At 60.8% G+C, this 25,477-nt stretch carries 24 protein-coding genes and 3 pseudogenes; 16 read left to right on the top strand and 11 right to left on the bottom strand.

All coding sequences use genetic code 11. From position 1 onward, the window contains the following. Window positions 1-245: 245 nt before the first annotated feature. Window positions 246-1,760 carry a hypothetical protein gene (locus ACNS84_RS02470; RefSeq protein WP_435073261.1) on the top strand — a complete coding sequence of 505 codons (1,515 nt, stop codon included), beginning with the start codon at window positions 246-248 and terminating at the stop codon, window positions 1,758-1,760. A 179-nt stretch (window positions 1,761-1,939) separates the two neighbouring features. Here ACNS84_RS02470 and hpt read toward each other — a convergent pair whose 3' ends face one another. Continuing rightward, entirely contained in the window at window positions 1,940-2,509 is a 570-nt protein-coding gene (gene hpt / locus ACNS84_RS02475; RefSeq protein WP_435073262.1) for a hypoxanthine/guanine phosphoribosyltransferase, read from the bottom strand. A gap of 267 nt (window positions 2,510-2,776) precedes the next feature. On the opposite strand from hpt, the gene ACNS84_RS02480 reads away from it, so the two are divergent. Further along, window positions 2,777-3,367, top strand: coding sequence for a DUF8215 family protein (locus tag ACNS84_RS02480; RefSeq protein WP_435073263.1), 591 nt, complete (start codon window positions 2,777-2,779; stop codon window positions 3,365-3,367). Window positions 3,368-3,378: 11 nt separating this feature from the next. On the opposite strand, the gene ACNS84_RS02485 is transcribed toward ACNS84_RS02480, so the two are convergent. Both ACNS84_RS02485 and ACNS84_RS02490 read right to left on the bottom strand, forming a co-directional pair. Further along, entirely contained in the window at window positions 3,379-4,158 is a 780-nt protein-coding gene (locus ACNS84_RS02485; RefSeq protein WP_435073264.1) for an enoyl-CoA hydratase/isomerase family protein, read from the bottom strand. Between the two features lie 60 nt (window positions 4,159-4,218). Next, a complete protein-coding gene (locus tag ACNS84_RS02490) occupies window positions 4,219-4,440 on the bottom strand; it encodes a hypothetical protein (protein ID WP_435073265.1) in 222 nt (73 codons plus the stop codon). A 105-nt stretch (window positions 4,441-4,545) separates the two neighbouring features. On the opposite strand from ACNS84_RS02490, the gene aroC reads away from it, so the two are divergent. After that, a complete protein-coding gene (aroC, locus tag ACNS84_RS02495; RefSeq protein ID WP_435073266.1) occupies window positions 4,546-5,733 on the top strand; it encodes a chorismate synthase in 1,188 nt (395 codons plus the stop codon). Between the two features lie 27 nt (window positions 5,734-5,760). Here the strand turns inward: aroC and ACNS84_RS02500 are convergent, their stop codons facing one another. Together ACNS84_RS02500 and ACNS84_RS02505 are read right to left on the bottom strand one after the other, a co-directional pair. Further along, entirely contained in the window at window positions 5,761-5,970 is a 210-nt protein-coding gene (locus ACNS84_RS02500) for a hypothetical protein (RefSeq protein ID WP_435073267.1), read from the bottom strand. A gap of 50 nt (window positions 5,971-6,020) precedes the next feature. Continuing rightward, the gene (locus tag ACNS84_RS02505; protein ID WP_435073268.1) at window positions 6,021-6,569 is read right to left on the bottom strand and encodes a TIGR04206 family protein; all 549 of its coding nucleotides are present in this window, start codon (window positions 6,567-6,569) and stop codon (window positions 6,021-6,023) included. Window positions 6,570-6,691: 122 nt separating this feature from the next. Between ACNS84_RS02505 and aglM the strand changes: the two genes are divergently transcribed. From aglM to ACNS84_RS02535, 6 genes and pseudogenes are all read left to right on the top strand, one after another. Beyond that, entirely contained in the window at window positions 6,692-8,014 is a 1,323-nt protein-coding gene (gene aglM / locus ACNS84_RS02510) for a UDP-glucose 6-dehydrogenase AglM (RefSeq protein ID WP_435073269.1), read from the top strand. Between the two features lie 97 nt (window positions 8,015-8,111). Further along, window positions 8,112-8,960 carry a DUF7847 domain-containing protein gene (locus ACNS84_RS02515; RefSeq protein ID WP_435073270.1) on the top strand — a complete coding sequence of 283 codons (849 nt, stop codon included), beginning with the start codon at window positions 8,112-8,114 and terminating at the stop codon, window positions 8,958-8,960. 56 nt (window positions 8,961-9,016) lie between these two features. Next, window positions 9,017-9,400 (top strand): annotated as a pseudogene (locus ACNS84_RS02520) (hypothetical protein); the annotation flags it as partial. A 101-nt stretch (window positions 9,401-9,501) separates the two neighbouring features. Then, window positions 9,502-10,170, top strand: a complete 669-nt coding sequence (locus ACNS84_RS02525; RefSeq protein ID WP_435073271.1) for a DUF2238 domain-containing protein — start codon at window positions 9,502-9,504, stop codon at window positions 10,168-10,170. 139 nt (window positions 10,171-10,309) lie between these two features. Beyond that, window positions 10,310-11,230, top strand: a complete 921-nt coding sequence (locus ACNS84_RS02530; protein ID WP_435073272.1) for a metal-dependent hydrolase — start codon at window positions 10,310-10,312, stop codon at window positions 11,228-11,230. A gap of 105 nt (window positions 11,231-11,335) precedes the next feature. Continuing rightward, window positions 11,336-11,557 (top strand): annotated as a pseudogene (locus ACNS84_RS02535) (hypothetical protein); the annotation flags it as partial. A 21-nt stretch (window positions 11,558-11,578) separates the two neighbouring features. Here the strand turns inward: ACNS84_RS02535 and ACNS84_RS02540 are convergent. Next, a complete protein-coding gene (locus tag ACNS84_RS02540) occupies window positions 11,579-12,925 on the bottom strand; it encodes an alkaline phosphatase family protein (protein ID WP_435073273.1) in 1,347 nt (448 codons plus the stop codon). 125 nt (window positions 12,926-13,050) lie between these two features. On the opposite strand from ACNS84_RS02540, the gene ACNS84_RS02545 reads away from it, so the two are divergent. Then, window positions 13,051-14,022: a phosphoadenosine phosphosulfate reductase family protein gene (locus ACNS84_RS02545; protein WP_435073274.1), complete on the top strand. Its 972-nt coding sequence runs from the start codon at window positions 13,051-13,053 to the stop codon at window positions 14,020-14,022. Window positions 14,023-14,041: 19 nt separating this feature from the next. Here ACNS84_RS02545 and ACNS84_RS02550 read toward each other — a convergent pair whose 3' ends face one another. After that, window positions 14,042-14,701, bottom strand: a complete 660-nt coding sequence (locus tag ACNS84_RS02550) for an NAD(P)-dependent oxidoreductase (protein WP_435073275.1) — start codon at window positions 14,699-14,701, stop codon at window positions 14,042-14,044. 300 nt (window positions 14,702-15,001) lie between these two features. Beyond that, window positions 15,002-15,925 carry an NAD-dependent epimerase/dehydratase family protein gene (locus ACNS84_RS02555; RefSeq protein WP_435073276.1) on the bottom strand — a complete coding sequence of 308 codons (924 nt, stop codon included), beginning with the start codon at window positions 15,923-15,925 and terminating at the stop codon, window positions 15,002-15,004. Window positions 15,926-16,034: 109 nt separating this feature from the next. On the opposite strand from ACNS84_RS02555, the gene ACNS84_RS02560 reads away from it, so the two are divergent. Continuing rightward, entirely contained in the window at window positions 16,035-16,496 is a 462-nt protein-coding gene (locus ACNS84_RS02560) for a GDP-mannose mannosyl hydrolase (protein WP_435073277.1), read from the top strand. 39 nt (window positions 16,497-16,535) lie between these two features. Here ACNS84_RS02560 and aglF read toward each other — a convergent pair whose 3' ends face one another. Beyond that, window positions 16,536-17,309, bottom strand: a complete 774-nt coding sequence (aglF, locus tag ACNS84_RS02565) for a UTP--glucose-1-phosphate uridylyltransferase AglF (protein WP_435073278.1) — start codon at window positions 17,307-17,309, stop codon at window positions 16,536-16,538. A 194-nt stretch (window positions 17,310-17,503) separates the two neighbouring features. Here aglF and ACNS84_RS02570 point away from each other — a divergent pair, with 194 nt between their 5' ends. Beyond that, window positions 17,504-19,294 (top strand): ABC transporter ATP-binding protein, encoded by a 1,791-nt coding sequence (locus ACNS84_RS02570; protein WP_435073279.1) that lies wholly within the window; start codon window positions 17,504-17,506, stop codon window positions 19,292-19,294. 235 nt (window positions 19,295-19,529) lie between these two features. Here ACNS84_RS02570 and ACNS84_RS02575 read toward each other — a convergent pair whose 3' ends face one another. Together ACNS84_RS02575 and ACNS84_RS02580 are read right to left on the bottom strand one after the other, a co-directional pair. Further along, the gene (locus ACNS84_RS02575; protein WP_435073280.1) at window positions 19,530-20,492 is read right to left on the bottom strand and encodes a glycosyltransferase family 2 protein; all 963 of its coding nucleotides are present in this window, start codon (window positions 20,490-20,492) and stop codon (window positions 19,530-19,532) included. 41 nt (window positions 20,493-20,533) lie between these two features. After that, a pseudogene (locus tag ACNS84_RS02580) lies at window positions 20,534-20,922 on the bottom strand (transposase); the annotation flags it as partial. 170 nt (window positions 20,923-21,092) lie between these two features. Between ACNS84_RS02580 and ACNS84_RS02585 the strand changes: the two are divergent. From ACNS84_RS02585 to ACNS84_RS02600, 4 genes are all read left to right on the top strand, one after another. After that, complete coding sequence (locus ACNS84_RS02585) at window positions 21,093-22,457, top strand: sulfatase-like hydrolase/transferase (RefSeq protein ID WP_435073281.1); 1,365 nt, start codon at window positions 21,093-21,095, stop codon at window positions 22,455-22,457. 271 nt (window positions 22,458-22,728) lie between these two features. Then, the gene (rfbC, locus tag ACNS84_RS02590) at window positions 22,729-23,280 is read left to right on the top strand and encodes a dTDP-4-dehydrorhamnose 3,5-epimerase (protein ID WP_435073282.1); all 552 of its coding nucleotides are present in this window, start codon (window positions 22,729-22,731) and stop codon (window positions 23,278-23,280) included. A 17-nt stretch (window positions 23,281-23,297) separates the two neighbouring features. Further along, window positions 23,298-24,500, top strand: coding sequence for a DegT/DnrJ/EryC1/StrS family aminotransferase (locus tag ACNS84_RS02595; RefSeq protein WP_435073283.1), 1,203 nt, complete (start codon window positions 23,298-23,300; stop codon window positions 24,498-24,500). Further along, window positions 24,497-25,372 carry an SDR family oxidoreductase gene (locus ACNS84_RS02600; RefSeq protein ID WP_435073284.1) on the top strand — a complete coding sequence of 292 codons (876 nt, stop codon included), beginning with the start codon at window positions 24,497-24,499 and terminating at the stop codon, window positions 25,370-25,372. Before ACNS84_RS02595 ends, ACNS84_RS02600 begins: the two co-directional genes overlap by 4 nt. Window positions 25,373-25,477: the final 105 nt, after the last annotated feature.

The following is a 25,477-nucleotide window of genomic DNA, read 5'->3' on the forward strand; positions in this document are numbered from 1 at the left end:
GTACGGTGTCCCGGTTCTGTTACACTCCTCAACCGGTGATATGTTCTTGGAGGCATGCTGCATACAGCGCGCATATCTTGCACAGTATGAATATCATACTGAACGCGTGAGGGAAGGACACTGCTTCCATGTCTGTCACCTTTGACCCAGGAAAATGGTCTCGAATTCCAGAGGAACTATCCGAGAACTTCAACTATTAATTACATATTAATTTATATACTTATACTACGTGTATATTAGGTAATATGAATAGTCCATCGAGCGACGCAAGAAGTCGGCAACGTGGTAGCGACGAGTTCGGAACGACGAGACGGGCAGTGCTGGCCGCCGGCGGAGCGGTTTCACTCACCGGGTTGGCCGGCTGTGCCGCCATCGATGGACTGTTCGACCGCGCCGGCGAGCAGGTGGTCGGCACGACGGTGTCCGCACCAGCGGCGTTCTACGCCGGGCAAGGGCCGACGAGGGACCAAGACAGTGACGACGACGGTCTATCCGACGGTGACGAACCGCAGTTCTCTGTCGGTGATCATACGGAGGTTCGGGCGGTGCCGGCGACAGTCCGGGCTGGCTCCCGTGAGTTCGAACTCGAAGGCTGGTCAACGAGCGGGCGACATTCGGCTTCACCAATCCCACCGAAGGCCTTGGCGGGCAAACCACCACGGACTCTGAGTCCCGGCGAAAATACGGACGATGATGAGGTGGACGAAGCCGATCTCATCGAGTATCTGGAGAACGAGCCGACTATCGGAGAGCGGTTCACCATCTGTCTGCCCGACACGAAGCTGCCGGGTGACCGTGGCTCACTGGCAGAGGAACTCACACTGGATCGGGCGCTCGCATACTTCGCCCCCTCACGCGAGCCGAACGGTGTACGCGCACCGTTCCACGAGCAATACGGTAGCCAGGGGGTCGAGTACGACGACGACGGCTGTATTCAGATCGACGGCCCCGTGTCGCTCCACAAAGACATCGCCTGTCAGAACATTCTTTCGGCAGAAATTGACACCTACCGCACCGCAAACCGGGGCATCGTCGGCTACGGGACTGAGGGGGCCGCTGTCGTCAGTGCCGCGCCAGTGTCAAGCGACACCATTGGAAAACGCGTCTTCCTCACGACCGATGTCACCGGTGAAATCATCCTTGGCGAAGACAGGGACATGGTAATGCCGGGCGACGGCGAAACAGTCTCGCAGACGCTGGTCTGTCCAGTGGCTGTGACGCCCGAGGGCTGCCCGTCACCACTCCCCGGGCTGTTCTACGTCCGGCGGATCATCCACGACGACCAGATCATCTTCGCCGGTGGCTGGATACTTGACGAGGGCGCACTCTTCGAGGATTCGGTGACTCTCCTGTTCGACGAGGGTCCGACCGAGGTTGCGAGTGTGACGCCGGAGGACATCGAGAGCGACAACTACGGGGACCGCATCGTCGGGCAGTTCTCCCGCGACCGGAGTCAGTTGGGCTCGTTGATCGGCATCGCTCAGGGACAGGAAACCGAGATGAACAAAGCGGAACTGATCGAGTCAATGGCATCAGAAGCATTTCAGACGGATCAGGGCCGAAAGGGACTCAACGCAGTGAACGTGAAAGTCCTCGGTGAAGTGGGAGGGGGCGGTGATGGCGACGACGGCAGCGACGACCCGATCCAGTTAACCGCGACGGCACTGGACGCTCCGCTCGTCCATCTTGCCAACGCTGCAGGGACGGGCAATGATGTGAAGTTCAAAGCTGGTGCGGAGCTGTCGAAGGCGGTCAACTGAACGGGTCCAGTTCCCCGAGTGCAATCGCCGGGGTCGTATTCCAACGTCTGTCGCTTCTAGCCCGACTTGGTGCTACGACACTGCTGAACGAATCCTCTGTATGCCGTAGATCCGTCGTATCCGTCGATAGAGAGTTTGACGGGGCTCAACTGACGGGGTATCTAAAACCGAACGGATCCCTACTCGTCGCCCTGCGCGTCGACGATCACGACCTCGCCGTCCTCGACGGTGACGTTGATCAGCGTCTTCACGTTGTAGTCGGTGCCGTCGAGTTCGTTGTCGCCGGCCTTCTTGATCACGGCCACCACGTCGACGACATCGGCGCCGACCTCGTCGGTGAGCGCGTCGAGGATCGCTTTCATCGTGCCGCCCGTCGAGAGCACGTCGTCGATCACGAGCACGCGGTCGCCCTCCTCGACGTCGTTGATGTACATCTCCGACTCGGAGTAGCCCGTTTCCTGAAACAGCGGGACCTCGCCGTCGAGGCCGTACTGTCGCTTGCGAATGACGACCAGCGGGATGTCGGTCATCAGCGACAGCGCCGTGGAGATGTGAATCCCCATCGCCGCGGGGGTGACGATCTTGTCGACGTTCTCCAGCTCCGCCTTCCGGATGATCCGGATGACGATCTCCCGGAGTAGCTCCGGTTCGAGCATGGGAACGCCGTCGCTGATCGGGTGGACGAAGTACTGGTACTCGCCTTTCTCGATTATCGGCGCGTCGAGGAGCGACTGCCGCAACTGGTCCATGTCGCCGGTAATCGGGCGCATTAATAAAGCGTGGCGATCCCCGGGTTCCGTGGAGTTCGGTGTCACGGGCCGCGGCGGTCACGGGATACCGGGTCGTCGCATCACCCTCGCACGCGAGTCGTCTCCGGGGACGACGCGCTCCCTGGGTCCCTCGATGCAGCCCTCCCGAACCGACCCAGACCCGCGGGCGAAACGAAGCGTAAGGGGCGGCGACGAGGCGGTCTTCCCGGCCGGGGTTTTAACTTTCTGAGCCGAGAGACTTAGCTGATGAGCGACTCGACGGAGCCGGGCACGGGCGACGGCCTGCCGAACAGGACTCGAGCCCATCGCGGCGGGGGACGCAGTCCGCGACGCGGCCCGCCCGGGCGGGAGACGAGCGCGGCCACCTCCACCTACCGCAACGAGTTCCTCGCCATCGGGAACCGGGCCGGGAGCGAGAAGGACCGACTCGGCGCCCTCCTCACCGACTTCGGTCGGATCGCCGGAGAGGTCGGGATCCTCACCCTCCCGGTGATGCTGTACCTCCCGTTCGCGGTCGGGCAACCGCCCGCCCTCTTCGAGACGTGGCTCGCGGGGCTGACGACGGCGGTCGTCGTCGCCACGCTGATCAGAAACGGCCGGATCGCGTCGCTTCCCTTCACCGACGCGCCGGGGTGGGCGCGCCTGTTCCCGACGCTGATCCTTCTCCGACTGCTCTACTTCAACGGGGCCCTCCTCGCGGCGGTCTACAGCGGCGGCGCCGTCGTCGTCGCAACGGGCGTCGCGGTCGCCGGGGTGGCGTGGTCGGTCCTCGTCAGCGGCGCGGCGACGCTGCTGTTCCCGGCCGCGGTCGACCGGTGGATGGCCGGTCGAACGTGACGCCCTCTCGGCTACTCGAACTCCGGCTCGCGCTTCTCCAGAAACGCGCGCATCCCCTCGCGCTGGTCGTGCGTGCCGAACAGGCCGGCCCACGCGCGGCGTTCCAAGGCGAGCCCGGTCGCCGCCGAGCCATCGCCGGCCGCGTTGAGCGCCTCTTTCGCGGCGCGGGTCGCGAACGCCGGCTTCGCGGCCAGCTCTCGCGCCAGCTCGTCGATCCGGTCGTCGAACGCGTCGTCCGCGACTACCTCTCCGACGAAGCCGACCTCGGCCGCCTCCGTGCCGTCAATCCGCTCGCCTAGGAACACGAGCCGCTTCGCCGTCTCGTCGCCGACGAGTCGCGAGAGCCGCTGGGTGCCACCCCATCCCGGAATGATGCCGAGATCGATCTCCGTCTGGCCGAGCACGGCGCTCTCGGCGGCGACCCGGAGGTCACACGCAAGCGCCAGCTCGCAGCCGCCGCCGAAGGCGTAGCCGTCGATCGCCGCGACGGTCGGCGCCGGGAACGATTCGATCGCGTCGGCGACGCGGTGGCCGAGCTCGGCGTACGCCTGCGCCTCCGGCGTCGACAGCTCGACCATGTAGGAGATGTCAGCGCCCGCGACGAAGGCGTCGTCGCCTGCGCCGGCCAGGACCAGCGCGCGGGCGCCCGCCGCCTCTGCCTCGTCGAGCGCGGCCTCGATCGCTTCGAGCGTGTCGACGGTGAGCGCGTTCAGCTGTTCCGGGCGGTCGACGGTGAGGGTCGCCACGTCGCTCTCGGCGTCAACGTTGAGCGTGATAGTGTCCCAAGTCATACCGGCCCGTCGCGGGGCGGGGTGAAAACCGTTCGGCAGGCGGGCGATCGGCGGCGGGTCCTATATCTCCTCCCGACTGTCGATCTCGGTGTAGATGAACCACGCGACGGTGTAGACGCCGATGAACATCAGGTAGCCGACCACGAGCCCGACGAGCTGGCGGGAGCCGAGGCCGTCTGGCAACGTCCGCGAGAGGAGCGCCAGCGCCACGCCGAACACGACGAGCGAGAACAGGCCCGAGAGGGCGTAGACGCCCAGATCGGAGGTGAGACGATCGCGCACGCCCCCACCAACGGCGTCGCCTTATAAACGCCCATCGGTCGCGGCGAGGCGGCGACGGGTTGCGCGGATTGCAACCCCTATATGCCCCCGGCCACACGTGTGGGTATGAACGGGAACCGGTTCGGTCGGCTCTTCCAGCTGACGACCTACGGCGAGAGCCACGGCGACGCGATGGGTGTGACTGTCTCGGGCGTGCCCGCCGGGGTCGAACTCGACGAGGAGGCGATCCAGGCGCAACTCGACCGGCGCAAGCCGGGCCAGTCGATGATCACCACCTCTCGGGGCGAGCCCGATGAGGTCGTCGTCAACTCCGGCGTCCAGGACGGCTACACCACCGGGACGCCCATCGGGATGGTGATCCAGAACAAGGACGCGCGCTCCGGCAAGTACGAGCCGTACGTCACGGCGCCGCGCCCCTCGCACGGTGACTACACCTACTCCGCGAAGTTCGGCACGCGCAACTGGGGCGGCGGCGGGCGCTCCTCGGCGCGCGAGACCGTGAACTGGGTTGCGGCCGGTGCGGTCGCAGAGCAGGTGCTCGACGCCTCCGAGTACGACGTCGAGATCAAAGCACACGTCAACCGGATCGGGGACGTCGAGGCCGACCCGGTGAGCTTCGAACAGCTGCTCGCGAACAGCGAGGAGAACGACGTGCGGTGCGCCGACCTCGAGGCCGCGGCCGAGATGCAGGAGCTGATCGAGGAGTACCAGGAGCAGGGCGACTCCATCGGCGGCTCCATCTACTTCGAGTGCCGCGGCGTCCCCCGCGGCCTTGGCGCGCCGCGGTTCGACAGCTTCCCCGCCCGACTCGGGCAGGCGATGTTCTCGATTCCGGCCACGACCGGCGTCGAGTACGGCCTCGGGAAGGCGGCGACAGGCGTCTCCGGCAGCGACCGCAACGAGGACTGGACGTTCGACGACGGGGAGTCGTTCGACCACGTCGAGAGCGACGAAGGCGACCCGGTCCCGGTCGGAAACGACCACGGCGGGCTCCAAGGCGGGATCACGACGGGCGAGCCCATCTACGGCGAGGCGACGTGGCACGCGCCCACTTCCATCCCGAAGAAGCAGCGTTCCGCCGACTGGGAGACGGGCGAAGAGAAGGACGTGCAGGTCGTCGGCCGGCACGACCCGGTGCTCCCCCCGCGGGCCGTCCCCGTCGTCGAGGCGATGCTGTACTGCACCGTCCTCGACTTCATGCTGCTCGGCGGCCGGATCAACCCCGACCGCGTTGACAACGACCCGGGTCAGTACGACACCGACTACCACCCGAGCAGCCCGGACAACGAGTAGCGATCTAGCTCTCTCCGGTCCGCCGCGTCACTCCTCGGGCGACCACTCGCAGGCGTTCCCCGCGGTGAGGCCCTCCTCGTCGATGTACGTCGAGAGACACGCGTAGTTACAGAAGTACGCGGGTGAGCCGCAGTCGTCCTCGCAGTCGCGCACGCAGATCGGATCGTGATCGAAGATTCGAGAGCCGCAGTAGGCGCACGTCTCGTCGGTGTCGGGCATCGACACGGTCGTGGACATACGTGAACGGAGCGGCCCGAGACTCGAAAAGGTGTCGCGCCCGTTGACGCTCACTGTACGACGATTCCGCGGAGGTCAGACCCGTACGCCGCGATGGCGACCGCGAGCGTCGTGACCGCGCCGACCGGTAGCACGGTGAGCAGCCCCGACGTGGTCCCGACTCCGAACCGCGCCGCCAGCCCCACCGAGACCCAGAGGCTCGCCGACGCCGCCAGCACGAGCAGCCCGCCGGTGACGCGGCGGTCCTCGCGACCGAACGCCGCGCCCGAGACGGCGCTGGCCGCCGCGAGGACGTGGAACCCGACCGCCAGCGGCCACGCGCGGATCGACGGCGGGAGCGCCGCGAACGGCCGCGACTGATCGAGGAAGTACCCCCACACCGGATACCCGCCGACTCCGAACCCGGAGTCAGACGCGGTTGGATTGACGAACCCCCAGAGGCTCACGATCGTGAGATCGCCCGCGGGGATGACCGCCATCGGCACCGCGAGCAGCGCGAGGACGAGGATCCATCCGTTCCGGGCGACGGGGCCGCGATCGCTCCCCGCCGGTCCGTCGGCTCGCTCGTCGACGGTCGCTCCCGAGGGCCGCTCTGGCATACCACCGTGTCGGAGCCGCGCCGGTAAGAACCGTCCGGGACCGACGTCGCGGCCCTCGCTGCGGGACGGTCGGGGTGAATTGACGCACAACGCTCTTTTGCTCGGGGGTCGCTTGCTCCGGTATGCGAGTCACCGTCGTCGGAAGCGGCTACGTCGGAACCACTCTCGCGGCCTGCCTCGCGGACGCGGGCCACGACGTCACCGCGGTCGACATCGATCCTGATGTGGTCGCCGCGCTGAACGACGGCCGCGCGGCGATCCACGAACCGGGCCTCGACGACCTCTTGGCCGAGCACGCGGGCGAGCGACTGCACGCGACGACCGAGTACGACGGCGTTTCCGACGCCGACGTGACGTTCCTCGCGATCGGCACCCCGTCGCGAGCCGACGGGAGCATCGACCTCGGCCCCCTCACGGCGGCCGCCGAGATGACCGGCGAGGCGATCGCAGGCGGGAGTGAGGGCTCCGCCGCGGAGGGCAATCCTGAGGACCGCCACCTCGTCGTCGTCAAGAGCACGATCACGCCCCCCGGCGTCGGCGCGATTCGCGAGGCGCTCCGAGCCGGCGCCGGCGATGCGGCCGACCGCGTCGAACTCGCGACCAATCCGGAGTTCCTGCGCGAGGGGTCTGCCGTCGACGACTTCCAGCACCCGGACAAACTCGTCTTCGGAACCGACTCCGACTGGGCCGCGGAGCGGTTGGACTCCCTCTACGAGCCGTTACTCGCCGCGACCGGGAGCGAGGTGCCGGTCATCCGGACCGACCCCGAGACCGCCGTGATGATCAAGTACGCGAACAACGCCTTTCTCGCGTCGAAGATATCGCTGGCGAACGATCTGGGCAACGTCTGCAAGCGGTTCGGGATCGACGCCTACGAGGTGATGGACGCGGTCGGCCTCGACGACCGGATCGGGTCGCAGTTCCTCCGGTCGGGGGTCGGCTGGGGCGGGTCGTGTTTCCCCAAGGACGTCGACGCCATCCGCGCAGCGGCCCGCGAGGCCGGCTACGAACCGCCCATGCTCGACGCCGCGGTCGCGGTGAACGACGGTCAGCCGGACCGCATGCTCGACCTTCTCGACGCCCACGTCGACGTCGCGGGCGAGCGGGTCGCGGTCCTCGGACTCGCGTTCAAACCCGGTACCGACGACGTCAGGAACTCGCGAGCGATCCCGATCATCGAAGCGCTGCAGGCGCGCGGCGCCGACGTCGTCGGCTACGATCCGGTCGCGACCGACACCATGCGCGAGCACTTCCCGGACCTCGAGTACGCGGACTCTGCGGCCGCCGCACTCGACGGGGCGAGCGCCGCGCTCGTCGTCACCGACTGGGACGAGTTCGCGGCGCTTGACGACGCGTTCGACGCCATGGCCGACCCGGTCGTGATCGACGGTCGCCGGATAATCGAGCGGCGCGACGGGCTGACCTACGAGGGCCTGACCTGGTAGCGCTCCCGACCGGTCACGCCGCCCGCTCGGAGCGACGCCCGCGAGGAACCGCGCGGAACCCACCGAGATTTATATAGAACGAGTGATATCTCGGACCATGGCGGCCCTCCACGCCCTCCGTCCGGCAGTCGGTGGTATCGTTCGCAACCCGATCCTCCTGCTCGTCACCGCGCTGTACGGGCTCGCGCAGGCCCCGAACTTTCTCGTCCCTTCGACGCGGCCGGGTCTGGCGGCGGTCGCTTCGCTCGTCACGTTCGGCGTGCTCATCCTCGCGCTCCCCTTCTTCCAGGGCGGGCTGCTCGCGATGGCGAGCGAGGCTATCGAGGGACGGACCGGTCTCGGCACGCTCGTCGCCGAGGGGAGGGAGAACTACCTCTCGCTCTTGCTCGCGTACCTCGTGCTGCTCGCGATCAACTTCGCCTTCGGCTTCGTCGGGTTCATGGGCGCGCTGATCGCCGTCGTCGGCGGGACGGCGACCACGGCGGTCGCGGAGACGCCGGGGTTCGGCGTCGACCCGACGGTGCTCGCGGTCCTCGCTCTCGTCGTCGCCGGCCTGCTCCTGGCGTATTTCCTCGTCGCCTTCGCGATCCAGTTCTACGCTCACGCGATCGTCCTCGACGACGCGGAGCTCGTCGACGGCTTCCGGCGGAGCGTCGGCTTGGTTCGCTCGAACCTCGTGAGCGTCGTCGGCTACACGCTGGTCCTGCTCGTCGGCGGCGTCATCCTCGGGACGCTGGCCGCGGTCGCGTCCGTGATCCTCGGCCCCCAGTCCGCGGGGACGGCCGCGACGCCGCTCGGCGGTCTGGTGTCGGTCGAGCCGACGCTCCCCGTCCTCGTCGTCGTCGGCGTCGGGTACCTCCTCCTGACGAGCGCGTTCGGCGCGTTCTACGCGACTTACTCGGTGGCGTTTTATCGGGGGATCAGCGGAAACGACGCGTCCCACTGAGTCCGACCGGTCGCGGGGGCCGCCACCAATAATCCGTTCGCTTCCGTCGGATCGGTATGAACACGCAGGACGGCGGTCACTACGACGCGGCGGTCGACGCGCTCGCGGCCCGCGAGTACGAGACGGCCGGGAATCGGTACACGCGCGGCGGACGCCGGGTGCTCGCCGACCCGCGCGAGGGCCTCGACCCCTTCGCGCCCGACGAGACGGGGTGAGTCGGACAGGGGCTTCAACAATTGCTCGCGGCGGCCGTCGCCTACCGGGTCGCCGGCGTCGACGGCCGGGCCACCCGGCGGGCGGTCGAGGGAATCGCCGCGACGCGCGACTTCCAGCGCGTGCTCGACGCGCCCGGACAGGGCGCGTGTCTCGCGGAGTTCGTCGCTGACTTCCGAGTCGCCGGTGGCCTCGACGGGGCGGACTCGGCGTACGACGACGCCGCGGCGCTGGCGGCGCTCGTCGCCGGCGGCGTCTTTCGGGTGTACTTCCGGCGACAGCTCAAGGCTAACGTCGCCCGCGTCGGCGGAGAAGGGGTGAGCGCGCCGTGAGCCTCGAGACCCGCGTCCGCGTCTCTCACCGCACGCAGGTCGGTATCGTCAGAGTTCTCCAGGTCCTGTTAGTCGCCATTCTCGGAGGCGGGCTGTACGCCGGCAACGTCGTGATCGCGTTCCAAGCCGCGGTCGGCCTCTTCATCACGCAGCTACCGGCGATCTTGGAGCGTCGATACCAGATCGTCATGGACGTGTGGCTCGTCATCTGGATCACGATGGCGGTGTTCCTGCACGCGCTCGGCACGGTGCCGCTCCCCGGACTCGACTTCGAGACGCTGTACGGCGCGACGTGGTGGTGGGACCATCTGACCCACGCGCTGTCGTCGTCCATCGTCGTCGCGGCGGGCTACGCGGCGACGCGAGCCGTACAGGAGCACACGGACCACATCCATCTCGGCCCGAAGTTCATGTTCGCGTATCTGCTCATATTCGTGCTGGCCTTCGGCGTCATCTGGGAACTCCTCGAATTCTACATCGCCGTGGGCGCGGACCTGTTCGGCATCCCGAAGGTGCTCACACAGTACGGGCTCGACGACACCGTGCTGGATCTCACGTACAACAGCATCGGCGGCGTCCTCGTCGCCGTCTTCGGGACGACGTACCTAACCGGCATCGCCGATCAGCTGGGCGATCGCCTCAACTCGAGATCGGCGAACCGCTGACGCCTCCGGGCACGACGTGTCCCAGGTCCGGCTTCGACGCCTCAGCGCTGTCGTTCGCGTTGGCACGTCCGCCGTACGGGACCGATCGGGGGGCCGGACGACACGAGATGGTTATTACTTCTGAAACGAACTCACCGGTATGTTCGTCGGGCACAGCCTCGTGGCGTTCGCCCTCGGAGCGCTGGCCGCGACGCGTCTCGGGGCCGACCGAGACAGAGCGCTTCAGCTCGGCGTCTACGCCGGGGCGTTCGCGCTCGTGCCCGACCTCGATATCGTGTACGCTCCGGTCGGGTTAGCCCTTCAGTCCGTCCAGACGATCGACCCGGACGCGTTCTGGAACACGGCGAACGTCATCCACCGAGGCCCGACTCACTCGCTCCTCTTCGGAGGTGTGCTCGCGACCGGCGTCGCGTTCTTAGCGACGGATCGACGGCTCGGACACGTCGTCGGCGCGGGCGTCATCGCGGGGCTGATTGCCGTCGCGGGCATGGCCGGCGGCAGCGCGGTCGCCGGGATAACCACGGTGTACGCCGTCGGCGGCGCGGCGGTCGCGACGGCGGCCCGGATGCGCGGCGTCCCCGCATCCGCGGTGTTCGCCGTCGCGTCCATCGGGCTGCTCTCACACCCGTTCGGGGACTTAGTTACCGGTAGCCCGCCGCTGTTTTTCTATCCGTTCGGCGCGATGCCGGTGAGCCAACGGATCACCTTACATCCAGATCCGACGCTACACCTGCTCGGGGCGTTCCTGATCGAGATCGGAACCGTCTGGCTGGGGATATGGACGTTCACTCGCTTACACGACGTTTCCGTCCGTCGGTTCGTTCACCCACGCGCAGGGCTCGGGATGGGGTACGCAGGGGCCGTCTTCGTCATTCCACCGCCGACGCTCCACAACGCCGCCGTATTCGTGTTCAGTATCCTCGCGCTGAGCGGGATCTGGGTCGCAGTCTCCTCGCGCTCGCTCACGAGACCGGTCGACACGCTGGGGGTCGTCGTCACCGGAACGGCGACCGTGACCGTCGCGGCGGTCGGGTACGGTGTCGCGTACGTGCTCTTTTGAACAGACGACCGTCGGGTGTCGTCCGCTCGGGAGTGAGCCACGGCTACCCGTGTGATGCGCGCGTGCACAGTCGCGCACTCAACGTAGCCGACGTGACCGAAGCAACGGTCGGGCGACTTCCTCGCGCACCGCGCTCGATTCAAAAAGCAGCGCTTCGCGGGGCTCGTCGAGCAGGCGGTGGCGGACGGTCATCTCGCTGCGCCTCGCGGGACGACCGAGTACGGCGACGAGACGCACCGATGTCCGAACTGCGGGTCGAACGACGCTAACTGGGCCGGCACCGACGTGCTCTGTATGCGGTGTTCGACGCCGATCGACCGAGTCTGACTCGCACCGACGTCGGCCGCGCTACTCCACGAGGAGGCTCTCTCCGTCGAAGGTCGCGTCGGCGTCGACGTCCATCAGGTCGAGGATCGTCGGGGTCACGTCGAAGAGGTTCGAGCCCGCGACGTCGACGTCGGGGTCCGTGGTGTACAAAAGCGAGTTCTCGAACTTGTGCATCCCGTTGCGCGGCCCTTCGGTGAAGACGGCCTTCTTGTCGCCGAAGCCGGCCTTCAGGTCGAAGCCGTCCGCCGGGATGACGACGAGGTCGGGGGCGATCTCGTCGTGCGCGCCGTCGAAGGCGTCCTCGCCGTTCACGATCCGCTTGCACACCTGTCGGCCGTCGGGACCGGTGAGCTCTTCGAGGTCGCTCTTAAGCTCCGCACGGACCGCCTCGTACTCCGACTCCGGGACGACTCCCTCGGGCTCGCGACCCTCCAGGTTGAGGTAGAAGCGCCCGGGGATGAGCGAGTACGCTCGCGTCTCGTCGTCGATGTCCGTCAGCGAGTCGTGCTCGTCGTCCGCGTAGGAGAGCCACCCCTCGTCGGCGAGGAACTTGTTGCAGTTGACCTCCCACTCCAGTCGGGTGAAGCCGTGGTCGGAGGCGACGATCAGCGTCGTGTCGTCGTCGAGCGACTCTCTGATCTCGCCGATGTACTCGTCGAGCGTGCGGTAGAATTCGAGGAAGTCTTCCTTGTACTCCCCGTCGGTCGCGTAGTCGCCGAACAGGAAGTGATTGACGCGGTCGGTGCTCATGAACACGCCGAAGAAGAGGTCCCAGTCGTCCTCGGCGAGGTAGTGAGTGAACACGTCGTGGCGGGCGTCGAGGGTGGCGTGAGCGTTCTCGACGAACTCGCTCTTGTCGTCGTCGTGGCCGAGCTTCGCGTTCACGTCGATGCGGTAGTCGCGGTCGCGGAGCACCTGCTCAACTTCGTCGTCGCTCGCGGCGGCGTCGAGGCCGGGTGAGAGGAAGCCGGAGACCTGCCGCTGGATCCGTGTCGACGGCGGGAACGTGACGGGGACGTTGAGCACGGTCGCGTCGCGCCCCGCGTCGGTGACGCGGTCCCACAGTCGCGTCGCCTTCACGTGTTGCCCCATCGGCACGTACGTCTCGTAGGAGTCGACCTCGCGGTCCTGAAAGCCGTACACGCCCGTTTCACCGGGGTTCACGCCCGTCGTGAGGCTCGGCCAGCACGCGCTCGACTCGGGCGGCACGATGCTCTCCAAGCGCCCGGCCGAGCCCGTCTCGGCGATGGCCGTGAGGTTCTCGAAGACGTCAGGGTGATCTTGCACGAGGTCGTACGGTACGCCGTCAATGCCGAGGAAGACGACACGTTCGTCGTCGTCGCTGCGCAGCCGGTCGAACAGTCCCATAACCGGAGAGTCTTGTTCCGCCGACATATCCCTTGTGCTCCCCTCAGTGAGACGCGTTACCACGAAGTGGCCGTGTGAGATCGATTCAGAAAGCCTATTTCCCTCGAAGGTGACCGTCCGGGCGTATGAGCGATGACTTCCCGGCGAGCGTCGACGTCGATTACACCGACGGCGAGGGCGAGGATCCGACGGACTATCCGTCGCTGCAACACAAGCTCGAGAAAGCGATCGAAGTCACCAAGACGGGGCTCGAACAGTACGAGAACCCGGCGGTGATGTGGACGGGCGGGAAGGACTCCACGCTGACGCTGTACTTCATCAACCAGGTGGCCGAACAGTACGGCTACGAGAAGCCGACGGCGGTCTTCATCGACCACTTCCAGCACTTCGATTCGATCACCGACTTCGTCGAGCGGTGGGCTGACGAGTGGGATATCGATCTGGTGTACGCCCGCAACGACGACGTGGGCGCGTACGTCGAGGAGCACGGGTTAGAGCCGGGCGACGACATCCCGGTCGACGCGCTGAACGAGCAGAATCAGCACCACATCCGAAATATCCTGGAGTACGAGGAGGAGACGTTCCCGTTCCTCTTGGACACGTACGTGGGCAACCACCTGCTGAAGACGGTCGCGCTGAACAACGCCCTCGAGGAGTACGACATCGACGGCGTCATCTCGGGAGTTCGGTGGGACGAGCAGGAAGCGCGGGCGGACGAGACGTTCTTCTCGCCGCGCCACGACCCGGACCTCTTCCCGCCGCACGACCGTATTCAACCCATCCTGCAGTTCGCCGAGGCCGACGTGTGGGACGCTTTCTGGAACTACGTCGTCCCGGACACGGTCGAGGCGTTTCCCGACGAGGGGTACGTCCCGCAGGCCGACGACGACCTGCCTGAGGGCGTCGAGCAAGACGATATCCCCATCTCGCCGAAGTACTTCGCCGGCTTCCGCTCGCTCGGCAGCGAGGTCTCGACCGACAAGACGACCGAGGAGCCCGCGTGGTTACAGGACCTCGAAGGAACGACCGAACGAGCCGGCCGCGCCCAGGACAAGGAGGACCTGATGGAACGGCTGCGCGATCTCGGCTACATGTAACGCTCGGGAGCGTTCGCTCTCAGTTTCGGTCCGCGATCTTCGGCATCTCGTGGACGTATCGGTCGTCCTCGAGGCAGTCGAGGATGAACGCGGCGACATTCGATCTGGCGGCGGTGTCGCGCATGCCCAGGGCGAGGTCCGTCCCGTGTCGGAACCCGTCCATCGGGTCGTCCTCGGTCAGACGGGGGGCGCGGACGACCGTCCAGCGAGCGTCGCTGGCGCGTACCATCTCGACGTGGTCGCGGGCGTCCTCGAGGGCCGCCCGCGCCAGCAGTTTCAACAGCGCCTCCATCACCTTCCCGCCGAGACTGACCGATTCCCCCTCCTCGCGGACGCCCGCCCCGACCAGCGTAACGAACCGCTCGACGCCGTGTTCGTCCATCGCCGCGAGCACGTGTCGGCCGGCCTCAGTCAGGAGGTCGTCCGGCCCGTCGGCGGTCTGTCCGAGGACGCTGACGACGGCGTCGACGGGGCGTCCGTCTGCCGCGACGGCGCGTTCGACGTCGTCGCCGTCGTACGCGTCACCAGTCACGACGCTGACTCGCTCGTCCTCCCGGACCGCAGACGGGAGGTCGGCCGGGTCCCGAACGAAGGCGACCACGTCGTGTCCGCGTTCGAGCGCCCGTTCGATGAGCGGGCCGCCGGTTCGTCCGGTCGCGCCGAAGACGACAATTCGCATACACCACGTAGGGTCGCCGAGAACATATACGTGCAACCTCGACGTTCCGAGAGGTCGGGCCACAGAGGGAGTACGAACCGGTGCTACGAGACCGGAAGCAGGATGTTCGACGCTCGATAACCGAACCACGGCCCGTCGGACGTGCCCGAGGGAAGGCGGGGTCGCTGGGTTCCAGCGTTCGTGTACACCGCCACGGCGATCGAGTGCGAGATCTGGGTTCGGTCCCCGCGGGAGCATCCGGGAGCGGACCCGTCACGCGTCGAAACGGATCGCGACACCGGAGCCCGCCGACGGGTTCGGCTATTCGGCCTCGTCGAGGTACGGCTCGCACACCAGCCGAACGCCCTCCTCGAAGTCGATTTCGGGCTCCCAACCGGTGGCCTCGTGGAAGTTCGAGTAGTCGGCCATCGTGTCGTGGACGTAGCCGTCGAAGGGGCACTCGATGTACTCCGGCTCGACGTCGGTGCCGAGCGCGTCGTTGATCATGGCGACCATTTCGTTGAAAGAGTACGCCTCTTGCGTGCCGACGTTGTAGACGCCCGTCAGCTTGTGGTCGGCGGCGAGCTCGCAGGCGCGGGCGACGTCCGAGACGTGGGTGAAGTCGCGGGTCTGGCTGCCGTCGCCGAACAGCTCCGGCGCCTCGCCGTTTGCGATGGCGTCCGCGAACTGCGCAACCGTGTTCGCGTACTCGCCCTTGTGCTCCTCGTTGCCGGCGAACCCTTGGTACACCGAGAAGAATCGGAGGCCGGCCATCGCCATGTCGTGGTGGTTGGCGTAGTACTCGGCGTAGCGCTCGCGGGCGAGCTTGGAGGCCTCGTAGGCGGTGTGCGCCTCCACGTCCATATCGACCGGCGAGGGCTCGGTTCGGCTGCCGTAGATGGAGGAGGTGGAGGCGTAGACGACCGTCCCACACCCTTCTCGGCGGGCGCGCTCCACCACGTTGACGAATCCCTCGACGTTGACGCGGCAGCCGCGTTGCGGGTTCTCTTCGTGCATGTTCCGCGAGGAAAGCGCGGCGAGGTGGAAGACGACGTCGACGTCGGCGGGGAAGTCGTCGTCGAGAACCGAGGCTTCGACGAACTCGACGTCGTCGTCGAGGTTCTCGGGTGTTCCGAGGTAGGTGTCGTCGACGGCGATCACGTCGTTGTCGGCCGCGAGGCGGTTCGCGAGGTTTGAGCCGATGAACCCCGCGCCGCCCGTGACGAGGACGCGTTTGTTCTGCATGGAGATGCGTCGTCAGGGCAGGAGGATTATGGCTTCGGTTTGGTCGCAGTCTCTCATTGCTCGATCCGACTCTGTACACCATTATCTGTCTCCAATTCGTCGACCGACCATGGACGACCACTGGATTCCGGACGACGAATGGCGGACGATCGTCGCCAACGTTCCGATTGTCTCCGTCGACTTGGTGATCAGGCGTGACGGCGGCGTGCTGCTCGGTCGACGCACGAACGAGCCCGCGAAGGGGTACTGGTTCGTACCTGGGGGGCGCGTCCTGAAAGGGGAAACACGCCGCGAAGCCGTCCATCGGATCGCCGAAGAAGAGTTGGATATCGCGGTCGAGATTGTCGAATCGCTCGGCGCGTTTGAGCACCGGTACGAGAGTTCCGACGTCGCGGGCGTCGATTCGAAACATTACCTGGCGAACGGGTACGTGGTCGACGTGGTTAGTGGGGAATTGAATCCGGATGACCAACACGACGAGTTTCGGGTGTTCCGGTCACCACCGGAGCCGTATCACGAGTACGTCCGTGCGTACGTCGAAGCCGCATCGACATTGGAAGAGTGGTGTTGATCGTCCCGCTCAATCTTTGCTGTGAACTGAGCCGTACGGTTAGCTGTCGATGGTCGCTTCGTCCGCTTTCTCTTCGTTCTCTTCTGAGTCCGCGTCGGCCGCCAGCTCGTCGAGTCGTTCTTCGGCGCGATCTCTGTCTTCGGGGTAACCGACGTCGATGCGCCACCCGTCGAGCCGGATGGCGTCGATGGTGCGTCCGGACTGAATGAGTAGATCGATCGCGTCAGGGAGCTCGTACTCGCCGCGGTCAGACGGTTGGACGAGATGGCACGCGTGGAAGATGGCGGGCGTAAACGTGTAGAAGCCGGTCATCACGAGGTTGCTCGGCGGGTCGTCAGGTTTCTCGATTACCTCGGTGACCTCGCCGTACTCGTTGGTGTCGAGGACGCCGTATCGGGAGGCCTCCTCGTAGGGGACCTCTTCAACAAGAAAGGCGGCGTCGGCGCGTTCCTCCTTTTGGCGACTCGCAACGTCGCCGAGGTTGCCGCGGAAGACGTTATCGCCGAGCATCAACATGAAGTCGCCGTCGACGTGGGGTTCGGCTTGGAGGATGGCGTGTGCGAGCCCCAGCTGTTCGCGTTGGTGTGTGTAGGTGATCGGGACGTCGCGATACTCGTCGCCGTAGCGGTCGATGATCTGTTCGGCTTTGTAGCCGACGACGACGATCAGCTCGGTCGCGCCCGAGTCGATCAGGTTGTCGAAGACGTCCTCGATGAGCGGCGTCCCGTTGACCTCGACGAGTACCTTGGGCTTGTCGTCGGTGAGTGGGCGGAGGCGAGTGCCCTTGCCCGCCGCGAGTACCACTGCTTGCATGGTTAGGGGGTCTCGGTGAGATTGGAAATAGTTTGTGAGTGAGCGAGCACGCCCTGAGTCTCCGGTCTGAGACGAGTACCTCTGAGACGGGTCCCTGATAGCCCTCGCAGGACCGTGTTCTCGTGGGTCTCTCGACGGGGTGTCTGGCAAACAGCAATCTTATCAGTCGAGCACGGGAACCCTCACGCACTCAAATGCCGGACGCCAGCGACGACATCACTTGGAGTGAGAAGCTGACGGCGTTACGTCGGGTTGCGGGATATCGGCCGAAGCTCACTCTCGTGATCATCCTGTTGGGCGGTGCCACCGCGCTTCTTGAGGGAATCGGGCTCAGTTTCATTTGGCCCATCCTCGAAGTCGCGCAGGCCGATGGGCCGATCACGGAGGGCGGGGGATTACTCGCCGTCTTCCTCGAACTGTTTCGGTTCATCGGTATCCCGTTCCGGCTGGAGTATCTAATCCTCGGCGTCGGGATGGCGATGACCGTCCGATTCACGTCGTCATTCCTCGTGACGTGGATGCGTGCGATTCTCCAGAAGGGGTACGAGGAAATGCTCCGGACGGAGGCGTTCGACTCAGCACTCGACGCGCGGGTCAGCTACTTTGACGAGGAGGGTTCCGACGACATCCTGAACGCGATCATCACCGAAACGCGGTACTCCAGTCGGGTGATCCGATTCGCAGTGCAGTCCATCGAAACGATATTCCTCGCTCTCGTCTACCTCTCCGTGATGTTTTACATCGCGCCGCTGATGGCGTTCGGCGCGCTGATGTTGCTCGGCGGGATCACCTACCTTTTGCGCGAGGTTATCGAGCCAGCCTACACCGTAGGATCGCGCGTCGCGACGTCGAACGAGCGCGTCCAGGAGACAGTTCAGGCCGGGACACAAGGGATCCGCGACGTGAAGCTGTTTGGACTTTCTGCGGAGATATTCGAGGTCTTTGACGAGTGGATCGGAAATTACCGCGAGTCGTCCATCGATCTGGATCGCAACAAGGCGGCGATTCAGAACTTCTACGACCTCGCGGCGGCGCTCACACTTTTTGGATTAATCTACATTGGATTCACCTACAGTGGCCTCGTGCTCGGTGCGCTCGGCATCTTCTTCCTCGCGATGTTTCGACTCGCACCGCTGGTCAGTCGACTGAACAGCAACGTCTACAACATGGAAGGAAATCTGTCGCACCTCGTTCGCACACAGACGTTTGTCGAGGAACTCAACGGGCGGCGAGAGACGAGCGGCGATGTCGATCCCGGTCGCGTCTCCACGATCAAGTTCGATGACGTCCGGTTTTCGTACACAGACGACGAGCAGGTGCTCGACGGAATTTCCTTTTCGGTCGACCGAGGCGAGTTCATCGCGTTCGTCGGACAGTCGGGCGCCGGTAAGTCGACGATCGTTTCGCTCCTCGCGAGATTCTACGATCCCGACAAGGGGAGAATTATGGCCGACGGAACACCGATCGGCGAATTCGACCTTCGTGTGTGGCGCGATCGGATCGCTGTCGTGCGTCAGCAGCCGTTCATCTTCAACGACACACTGGAAGGGAACGTCACGGTCGGGAACCGCGACGCGTCCCGTAAGGAGGTCGAGCGGGTCTGCGAGATCGCGAAGGTAGACGAGTTCGTCGACGAGTTGCCGAACGGATACGATTCCGAGTTGGGCGACGATGGCGTTCGGCTGTCCGGTGGGCAGCGTCAGCGTGTCGCACTTGCGCGGGCGCTATTGACCGACGCCGATTTCCTCGTGTTAGACGAGGCAACGAGCGACCTCGACTCGAACCTGGAGAAAGAGGTACAGGAGTCGATCGAGTCTATGGACCGAGAATACGGGATGATTGCGATCGCGCATCGATTGTCGACGGTGCAGAACGCGGATCGGATTTATACTGTTGATGATGGTACAATCGTAGAGGAAGGCACCCATATAGAGTTGCTAAATAGTGGGAAAAAATATGCAAAACTATACAATATCCAATCATAGTATGCGAGGATACAGCAAGGTTTCCAAGACAAGTGCTTCGAATTCAGTGGAAGATATCGCGGATGGTAGTAGCGTCATATGTAGAACCGCTCGCAGAGAGTTTTATCTCACTTCGATTCACCGGTCGATGCACACCGAGATCTCTCATGAAAAGCCGCAAGCTCGGGAACAAATTGGAGAAATCCCGTCAAGTGGACAGGTTTGAGGACGCTTTCCAGTCACTGATTACGTCGGTTTAACTCACAACACGCTTCACCTCAAGGATTTTACGTCCTAAGGCCATGGGCCCCGAAACGAGGTCCAGAACCGATAGGCCGAGAAGCCCATACGGTTTGATCCCTAATTCATCATGGAGAATGTCATCGTGGTCGTGTAAACACCGAACACTGTACTTCGCGGCTGCATGGGAGTTTTCGTTGAGGTACGCTCCCCACGCACGCGTGAAGTGTGTCTCGCGTCGCTTTCGACGGATGTCTTCTCGCAACTCAGGGTGTCTTAAGGAAAGCTTGTGGAGGAGGTAGAGCAGTTCTCGGTAGTTCAATCCTCGATTAGCCGAGACGTTCTGGTCATGCACCCGCTTTTCAATCAGGAGTTCTGGGATGTGCTCGAAATCGTGGCTCTCCGCAAGGCGGAACCAAAAGTCGTAGTCGGCGGCGAGCTGGAACGTCCCGTCAAATCCACCTAATCGGTTCCATAAATCTCGGGAAAGAGTTACACCGCTCAGTGTTCGGACGAAATTGTGCTCCTCTATCAACTGTTTGAGTAGTGAGGTTCCACTCGAATTAGAATCCGGACAACGCCATGTGTCGATGGACGATCCATCGTTGGAGACCACTCGATAGTCTGAATACGCCATCACGGCCGACTCCCGGTCGTGTGTCTCGGCGTGGGTTGCGAGTTTATTTGGCAGCCAGCGGTCGTCCTGATCGAGAAATGCGATGTACTTTCCGCGTGCTCGTGAAACGGCACGGTTCGTGTTACGACCGATTCCAACGTTTTCCTCGTTCTTTAGGAAGATCTCGGGAGAGACTGGGTGATTCTCGACGACTGCACAGGTATCGTCACTGCTTGCATCGTCGGAGACTACGAGTTCATAGTCCTCGAACGTTTGTCCTTGAATGCTCTCTAATGCGTCTCCAACGAAGTCAACCCCATTATAAGTAGGAAGAATTATAGAGAAAGTCGGTTCGTTGCCCATTACGAATTTATATTTATTCCATCAGCCTATACTTATCGGCTGTCACGCTCGCGGCCCTTTAGTCCCGATTTTACGTAGAACTTGTCAATCTCAGGATGACTCCCAACATAAAGCGGGGTTGGGTCCAACATTCTTTAAAATATTGGACAAAACGGTAGATTGTCCCGTACGAAACATAGATGCCTATATCCGACTATCTGAAACTTGTATTAAATGGACGTACATCTAAATTGCGTGAGTTGACAAGCGCACACTTTCTGAGTGCAACCTCGGAGTATTCGAAGACGGTCCCAGCTTGATCATCGAACGTACGGTCGCAATCCTTGCACAGATATCGCTGAAACACTCGATAGTTACCGTACCGAATTACAGATGCACCACGGCAGCATGGACAAAAGATGCCGTCGCCCCAGCGAATCTATGCCAGCAGAGTCGTGGCTCAACCCTCCGAGACGAACGTCTTGATAGGCATCATCGTTCGTCCGGTAACACGGCCGCCCATCCTTATCCGCTGTGACTTCCAACTGCTGCTGAGGATCGACTAACAAGTCTCTACCTATGAATCCAGTGATTTAACTCACTCGCTGACCACTCACCATTATGACTCGAGTCGCCCTCGTCGTCCTCGATACGCTTCGGAAGGATGCTTTCGACAGACATTTTGATTGGCTTCCGGGGATTCGGTATCCGAATACGTGGTCCCCGTCCCATGGCACGGTTCAAGTTCACGGATCCTTATTTACGGGCAGATACGCGAGCGAACACGGGGTCACATCGAAGACCCCAATCTTAGATGTCTCTAAACCAACGCTAGCAGAACGTCTTTCCGATATGGATATTTCGACGCGGGGCCATTCTTCAAATCCCTACGTGTCTCCTGCATTTGGGTTCAACCGAGGCTTCTCTTCATTCGACGGTAACCACCGTGTGCGTCGTATGTTTGAGTCAGTGTATGACTGGAGTGAATTACTAGATACGGACCTCCCTCAACATAGAAAATACCTCCAGGGACTTCTCGGTTGTCTTCGAAGTGACGACCCCGTCGAATCAGTTCGACAGGGATTGCTCTTGAAAGCAGAAGGAAGCGGTTGGTGGGAACCTACTGATAAGGGCGGGAAGAGGACTGTTGAGTGGGCTAAATCGCAAACGTACAAAGAAGATGAATTCGTATTCATCAATCTGATGGAGGCTCATTCTCCGTATCTTCAGATTCCCCCTGAGTTTACGGAGGGCATCCCGAATGAAGCCGTTCCCCGCAACCCTAATATTGAACAGGTCTTTGAATCCCCCAACAGCGATCCGGTTCGAGCCGCATATGAGGCGAGTGTAGAGTACTTATCCGACATTTACAGGAAGTTGTTCTTTGAGCTAATTAAGGACATGGATTATGTGATTACCATCGCGGATCACGGAGAAATGCTAGGAGAAGACGGGCTATGGGGACACGATCATGGTATAAATCCTCCTCTTGTTGACGTGCCGTTGGTCGTTTCGGATGGTTCACAGGAGAAGGAATCAGACGACAGGCTCGTGAGCAGTCTGGACGTTTACCAGACGATACTTGATATTTTTGGCAGTTCCGATGAGGATGTAGAAGCGTTCTCGCTGTTCTCTTCTGAAAACCGAGAGGTCTGTCTCACTGAGTGTCTCGGACTCCCTACAGGACTTCTGGAGAGGTTCAGCGGGAAGTATCCCTTGGAGAGTTACGATGCCACGTTCAGGGGAATCGCAATACCTACAGACTACGGATACAAAACGCGAAGTGGATGGAGGCAACTAAACGGGGAGAAGGGGCTCCAAGAGCAACTTGATTCTCAAGTCGAGTCCTTGTCAAGACAAAACATAGGAGAGGAGACTAAACGAGCAACAAAAACAGCATCTGAGAGACTTAGGATACGCATAGACCCAGATCAGATTCCAGGCTTTCGCTGTTATTGGATTCAACAAAATAAAAGAAGAGTTTAGGCACATTCGGCTCTTCCACATTCTGACCGATGCTATCCTCTCGGCTTCCGCGGATTCTACAGAGCAATAGTTATATGTGGGTTTCTAGCTGTGTTCATTACCACAAAGCTCATAATCCATCAAATCTGGCATCTCTCTAAGTAGTTCTAAGATTGTTATATTAAATACATATTAGGATTATTTTAACTCAAATACATTAATCTGAATAGTGAGTATCAGCTTAAATATTGTGATCAGTATTATAATATCCGTCCATGTAAAATTACGTTCTATGCCGTTCGAGTTCGAATCGACAGATATCAACGGACCAGTTGTGATCAAGCCGAGGGTGTTTGATGACGAACGTGGGTACTTATTAGAAAGCTATGCAGAGGGTCCATTTCGAGAAAGAGGGCTTCCAACAGACTTCGTGCTTGAATTCTATTCAGAATCCTTCAAAGACGTTCTACGTGGACTTCACCAGCAGGCAAGTCCCTATGAACAAGCAAAAATCATACGCTGTTTTAGCGGAAAAATATACGACGTTGTAGTCGATGTCCGACCAGGTTCTGAGACGTATGGACAGTATATCTCAAAGGAAATATCAGGAGAAAACAAACATGCGCTCTATGTCCCAGAAGGATTCCTCCACGGATTCGCCACGCTGAGTGACTCTGCACTGGTTCATTATAAGGTGACTAATCAGTTCGCACCGGATCATGAACGTGGAGTGAGATGGGATGACCCGACAATCGGTATCAATTGGCCAGTCAATAATCCAATTATTTCAGACAAGGATCAGCAGTTACCGACATTACAGCAGAGTATTTATGCTAACCAGTGAATAAGCAGACATATATAATGAGTGATTATCGAATCCACTACGCAAAAGCAACCTACGGTGACGAAGAACGGCAAGCAGTTAACGATGTGCTCGATCATCCAGAACGACTCGTTGGGGGTCCATATACGGACGAAATGCAAGAGCGAGTGTCGGACCTATTCGGAAAAAAACATGGCGTGATGGTTAACTCCGGATCCTCTGCAAATATGCTCGCTGTCGAGGCACTAAATCTTCCTCGCGGATCAGAAGTAATCACTCCTCTGGTAACGTTTTCAACGACCGTTGCGCCGCTTGTTCAGAAGGGGTTAATTCCAGTCTTTGTGGATATCGGTATCGGTGACTATCAATTAAAGATTGATCAAGTTGAAGACGAAATTACTGACAAGACGGAGGCACTAATGGTACCTTCTCTCTTGGGAAACATACCAGACTATCCCAAGTTACGTGAAATTGCCGATAAGTACGATCTCTATATTATTGAAGACTCAGCTGACACTCTCGGAGCAAAGATCAACGATCGTCCAACTGGCGAATTTACTGACATATCGACAACAAGCTTCTATGGGTCTCATGTTGTTACCTCCTTCGGTGCAGGGGGAATGGTCTCGGTCAATAATGATGCATGGAACCAACGAATGAAGAAACTCCGTGGGTGGGGGCGATCATCTGCCGCTGATGAGACAAACGATATCGATAAACGGCTTGAAGCTAACCTCGGGGGAACGGCCTACGATTCAAAGTTTATCTTTGACGAGCTCGGATACAACTTCTTGGCAACGGAGGCGAGTGCTGCGTTCGGTGTTGAACAGGTCAAAAAACTTGAGAAATTCACAGACATTCGTCGTGAAAACTTTAATGCGCTGTACGAGTACTTTGAGAAGTATGAAGACTGGTTTGTACTACCCGATCAGCTTGAGAATGTAGACACCTGCTGGCTTGCGTTCCCACTTACGATTCGTAGTGACGCCCCATTTGATCGGAAATCAATTGTTAAATTCCTTGAACAGAATAGGATCCAGACTCGCTCTCTTTGGTCAGGGAACCTATTGAAGCACCCTGGGTTCGAAAATATCGATGCAAAGCTACCACTTGACTCCTATCCGAATGCCAACCGCGTTATGCAAGATTCCTTCGTAATCGGTGCCCACCAATCACTAGATGAAGCTGACATAGAGTACGTCACAGACACCTTCTCTGAATTCTTCACACAAGTACAATGAAGATCTTAGTCACAGGAGGATCGGGATTCGTGGGCTGGTCTATCCTAAATAGGCTTGCAACAGATTATGATGTGTGGTATACGTACTTTCAGAATGATGTCACACACCCAATAGCTACAGGTATAAATCTGGATATCCGGAATAAAAAGGCGGTCTTCGAGTGTATTAATAATATTTGTCCAGATGTTATCATCCATTCAGCAGCTATGACTGATGTCGACGCCTGCGAGACAAATCCAAAACAAGCTCATACCATTAATGTCAATGGAACAAAAAACATTTTAGATGTTGCAACCGACTGTGACGCATCAGTTGTATTTCTGTCAACGGCCTTTGTTTTCGACGGCAAAAAATCGGAGTATCGACCAAATGACAACCGGAACCCAATCAATAAATATGGTCAGACAAAATATGAAGCAGAGAAAGCTGTTGAAGATTCTGACCTCAGAACGACAATATTACGAATTGATCAACCCTATGGGAGAGTTCAACCATGGCAATCTGAAACAATGATCCAGTGGACTCTTGCTCAACTGTCGGATAATACGCATGTCGAGGTGTTTGACGACTGGCACAACAATCCGACATATATATTTGATATTTCAAAAGTAATAAAATTAGTAGTTGAGAGAACGTCTACTGGCACATTCCATGTTGTGGGTCCCAATTATATCAGTAGATTCTCTTGGGCAAAATTAATCGCAGATGCATTTGGGTACGACAGTTCTCGTATTGTTCCCTCCCATTCAAAGTCTGTTAACTTACCCGCAAAGAGACCAAATGTCGATCTCGACAATACAACTGTAACAACTGATCTCAAATTATCAATGACTGAAATTAACATGGGACTTAAAGAGATGGTAGACTCCTAATCTTGTTTTACTACACTAATTGTAGCGAATACATTCATAAGTCAATACTCCATTATATCATATTATAACCACAACATTAATCCAACACAAGTGAAAATTTAAACT

It is taken from the genome of Halorubrum wangae (assembly GCF_051194135.1).
Taxonomy (GTDB): domain Archaea; phylum Halobacteriota; class Halobacteria; order Halobacteriales; family Haloferacaceae; genus Halorubrum.

What these genes read in the sequence shown, in the direction of transcription:
- ACNS84_RS02585 (WP_435073281.1), top strand. Translation starts at nt 21,093, where the DNA reads ATGACTCGAGTCGCCCTCGTCGTCCTCGATACGCTTCGGAAGGATGCT.
- ACNS84_RS02570 (WP_435073279.1), top strand. Translation starts at nt 17,504, where the DNA reads ATGCCGGACGCCAGCGACGACATCACTTGGAGTGAGAAGCTGACGGCG.
- ACNS84_RS02540 (WP_435073273.1), bottom strand. Translation starts at nt 12,925, where the DNA reads ATGGGACTGTTCGACCGGCTGCGCAGCGACGACGACGAACGTGTCGTC.
- ACNS84_RS02575 (WP_435073280.1), bottom strand. Translation starts at nt 20,492, where the DNA reads ATGGGCAACGAACCGACTTTCTCTATAATTCTTCCTACTTATAATGGG.
- rfbC (WP_435073282.1), top strand. Translation starts at nt 22,729, where the DNA reads ATGCCGTTCGAGTTCGAATCGACAGATATCAACGGACCAGTTGTGATC.
- ACNS84_RS02515 (WP_435073270.1), top strand. Translation starts at nt 8,112, where the DNA reads ATGGCGGCCCTCCACGCCCTCCGTCCGGCAGTCGGTGGTATCGTTCGC.
- ACNS84_RS02595 (WP_435073283.1), top strand. Translation starts at nt 23,298, where the DNA reads ATGAGTGATTATCGAATCCACTACGCAAAAGCAACCTACGGTGACGAA.
- ACNS84_RS02545 (WP_435073274.1), top strand. Translation starts at nt 13,051, where the DNA reads ATGAGCGATGACTTCCCGGCGAGCGTCGACGTCGATTACACCGACGGC.
- aglF (WP_435073278.1), bottom strand. Translation starts at nt 17,309, where the DNA reads ATGCAAGCAGTGGTACTCGCGGCGGGCAAGGGCACTCGCCTCCGCCCA.
- hpt (WP_435073262.1), bottom strand. Translation starts at nt 2,509, where the DNA reads ATGGACCAGTTGCGGCAGTCGCTCCTCGACGCGCCGATAATCGAGAAA.
- ACNS84_RS02485 (WP_435073264.1), bottom strand. Translation starts at nt 4,158, where the DNA reads ATGACTTGGGACACTATCACGCTCAACGTTGACGCCGAGAGCGACGTG.
- aglM (WP_435073269.1), top strand. Translation starts at nt 6,692, where the DNA reads ATGCGAGTCACCGTCGTCGGAAGCGGCTACGTCGGAACCACTCTCGCG.
- aroC (WP_435073266.1), top strand. Translation starts at nt 4,546, where the DNA reads ATGAACGGGAACCGGTTCGGTCGGCTCTTCCAGCTGACGACCTACGGC.
- ACNS84_RS02560 (WP_435073277.1), top strand. Translation starts at nt 16,035, where the DNA reads ATGGACGACCACTGGATTCCGGACGACGAATGGCGGACGATCGTCGCC.
- ACNS84_RS02600 (WP_435073284.1), top strand. Translation starts at nt 24,497, where the DNA reads ATGAAGATCTTAGTCACAGGAGGATCGGGATTCGTGGGCTGGTCTATC.
- ACNS84_RS02480 (WP_435073263.1), top strand. Translation starts at nt 2,777, where the DNA reads ATGAGCGACTCGACGGAGCCGGGCACGGGCGACGGCCTGCCGAACAGG.
- ACNS84_RS02555 (WP_435073276.1), bottom strand. Translation starts at nt 15,925, where the DNA reads ATGCAGAACAAACGCGTCCTCGTCACGGGCGGCGCGGGGTTCATCGGC.
- ACNS84_RS02530 (WP_435073272.1), top strand. Translation starts at nt 10,310, where the DNA reads ATGTTCGTCGGGCACAGCCTCGTGGCGTTCGCCCTCGGAGCGCTGGCC.
- ACNS84_RS02500 (WP_435073267.1), bottom strand. Translation starts at nt 5,970, where the DNA reads ATGTCCACGACCGTGTCGATGCCCGACACCGACGAGACGTGCGCCTAC.
- ACNS84_RS02505 (WP_435073268.1), bottom strand. Translation starts at nt 6,569, where the DNA reads ATGCCAGAGCGGCCCTCGGGAGCGACCGTCGACGAGCGAGCCGACGGA.
- ACNS84_RS02470 (WP_435073261.1), top strand. Translation starts at nt 246, where the DNA reads ATGAATAGTCCATCGAGCGACGCAAGAAGTCGGCAACGTGGTAGCGAC.
- ACNS84_RS02550 (WP_435073275.1), bottom strand. Translation starts at nt 14,701, where the DNA reads ATGCGAATTGTCGTCTTCGGCGCGACCGGACGAACCGGCGGCCCGCTC.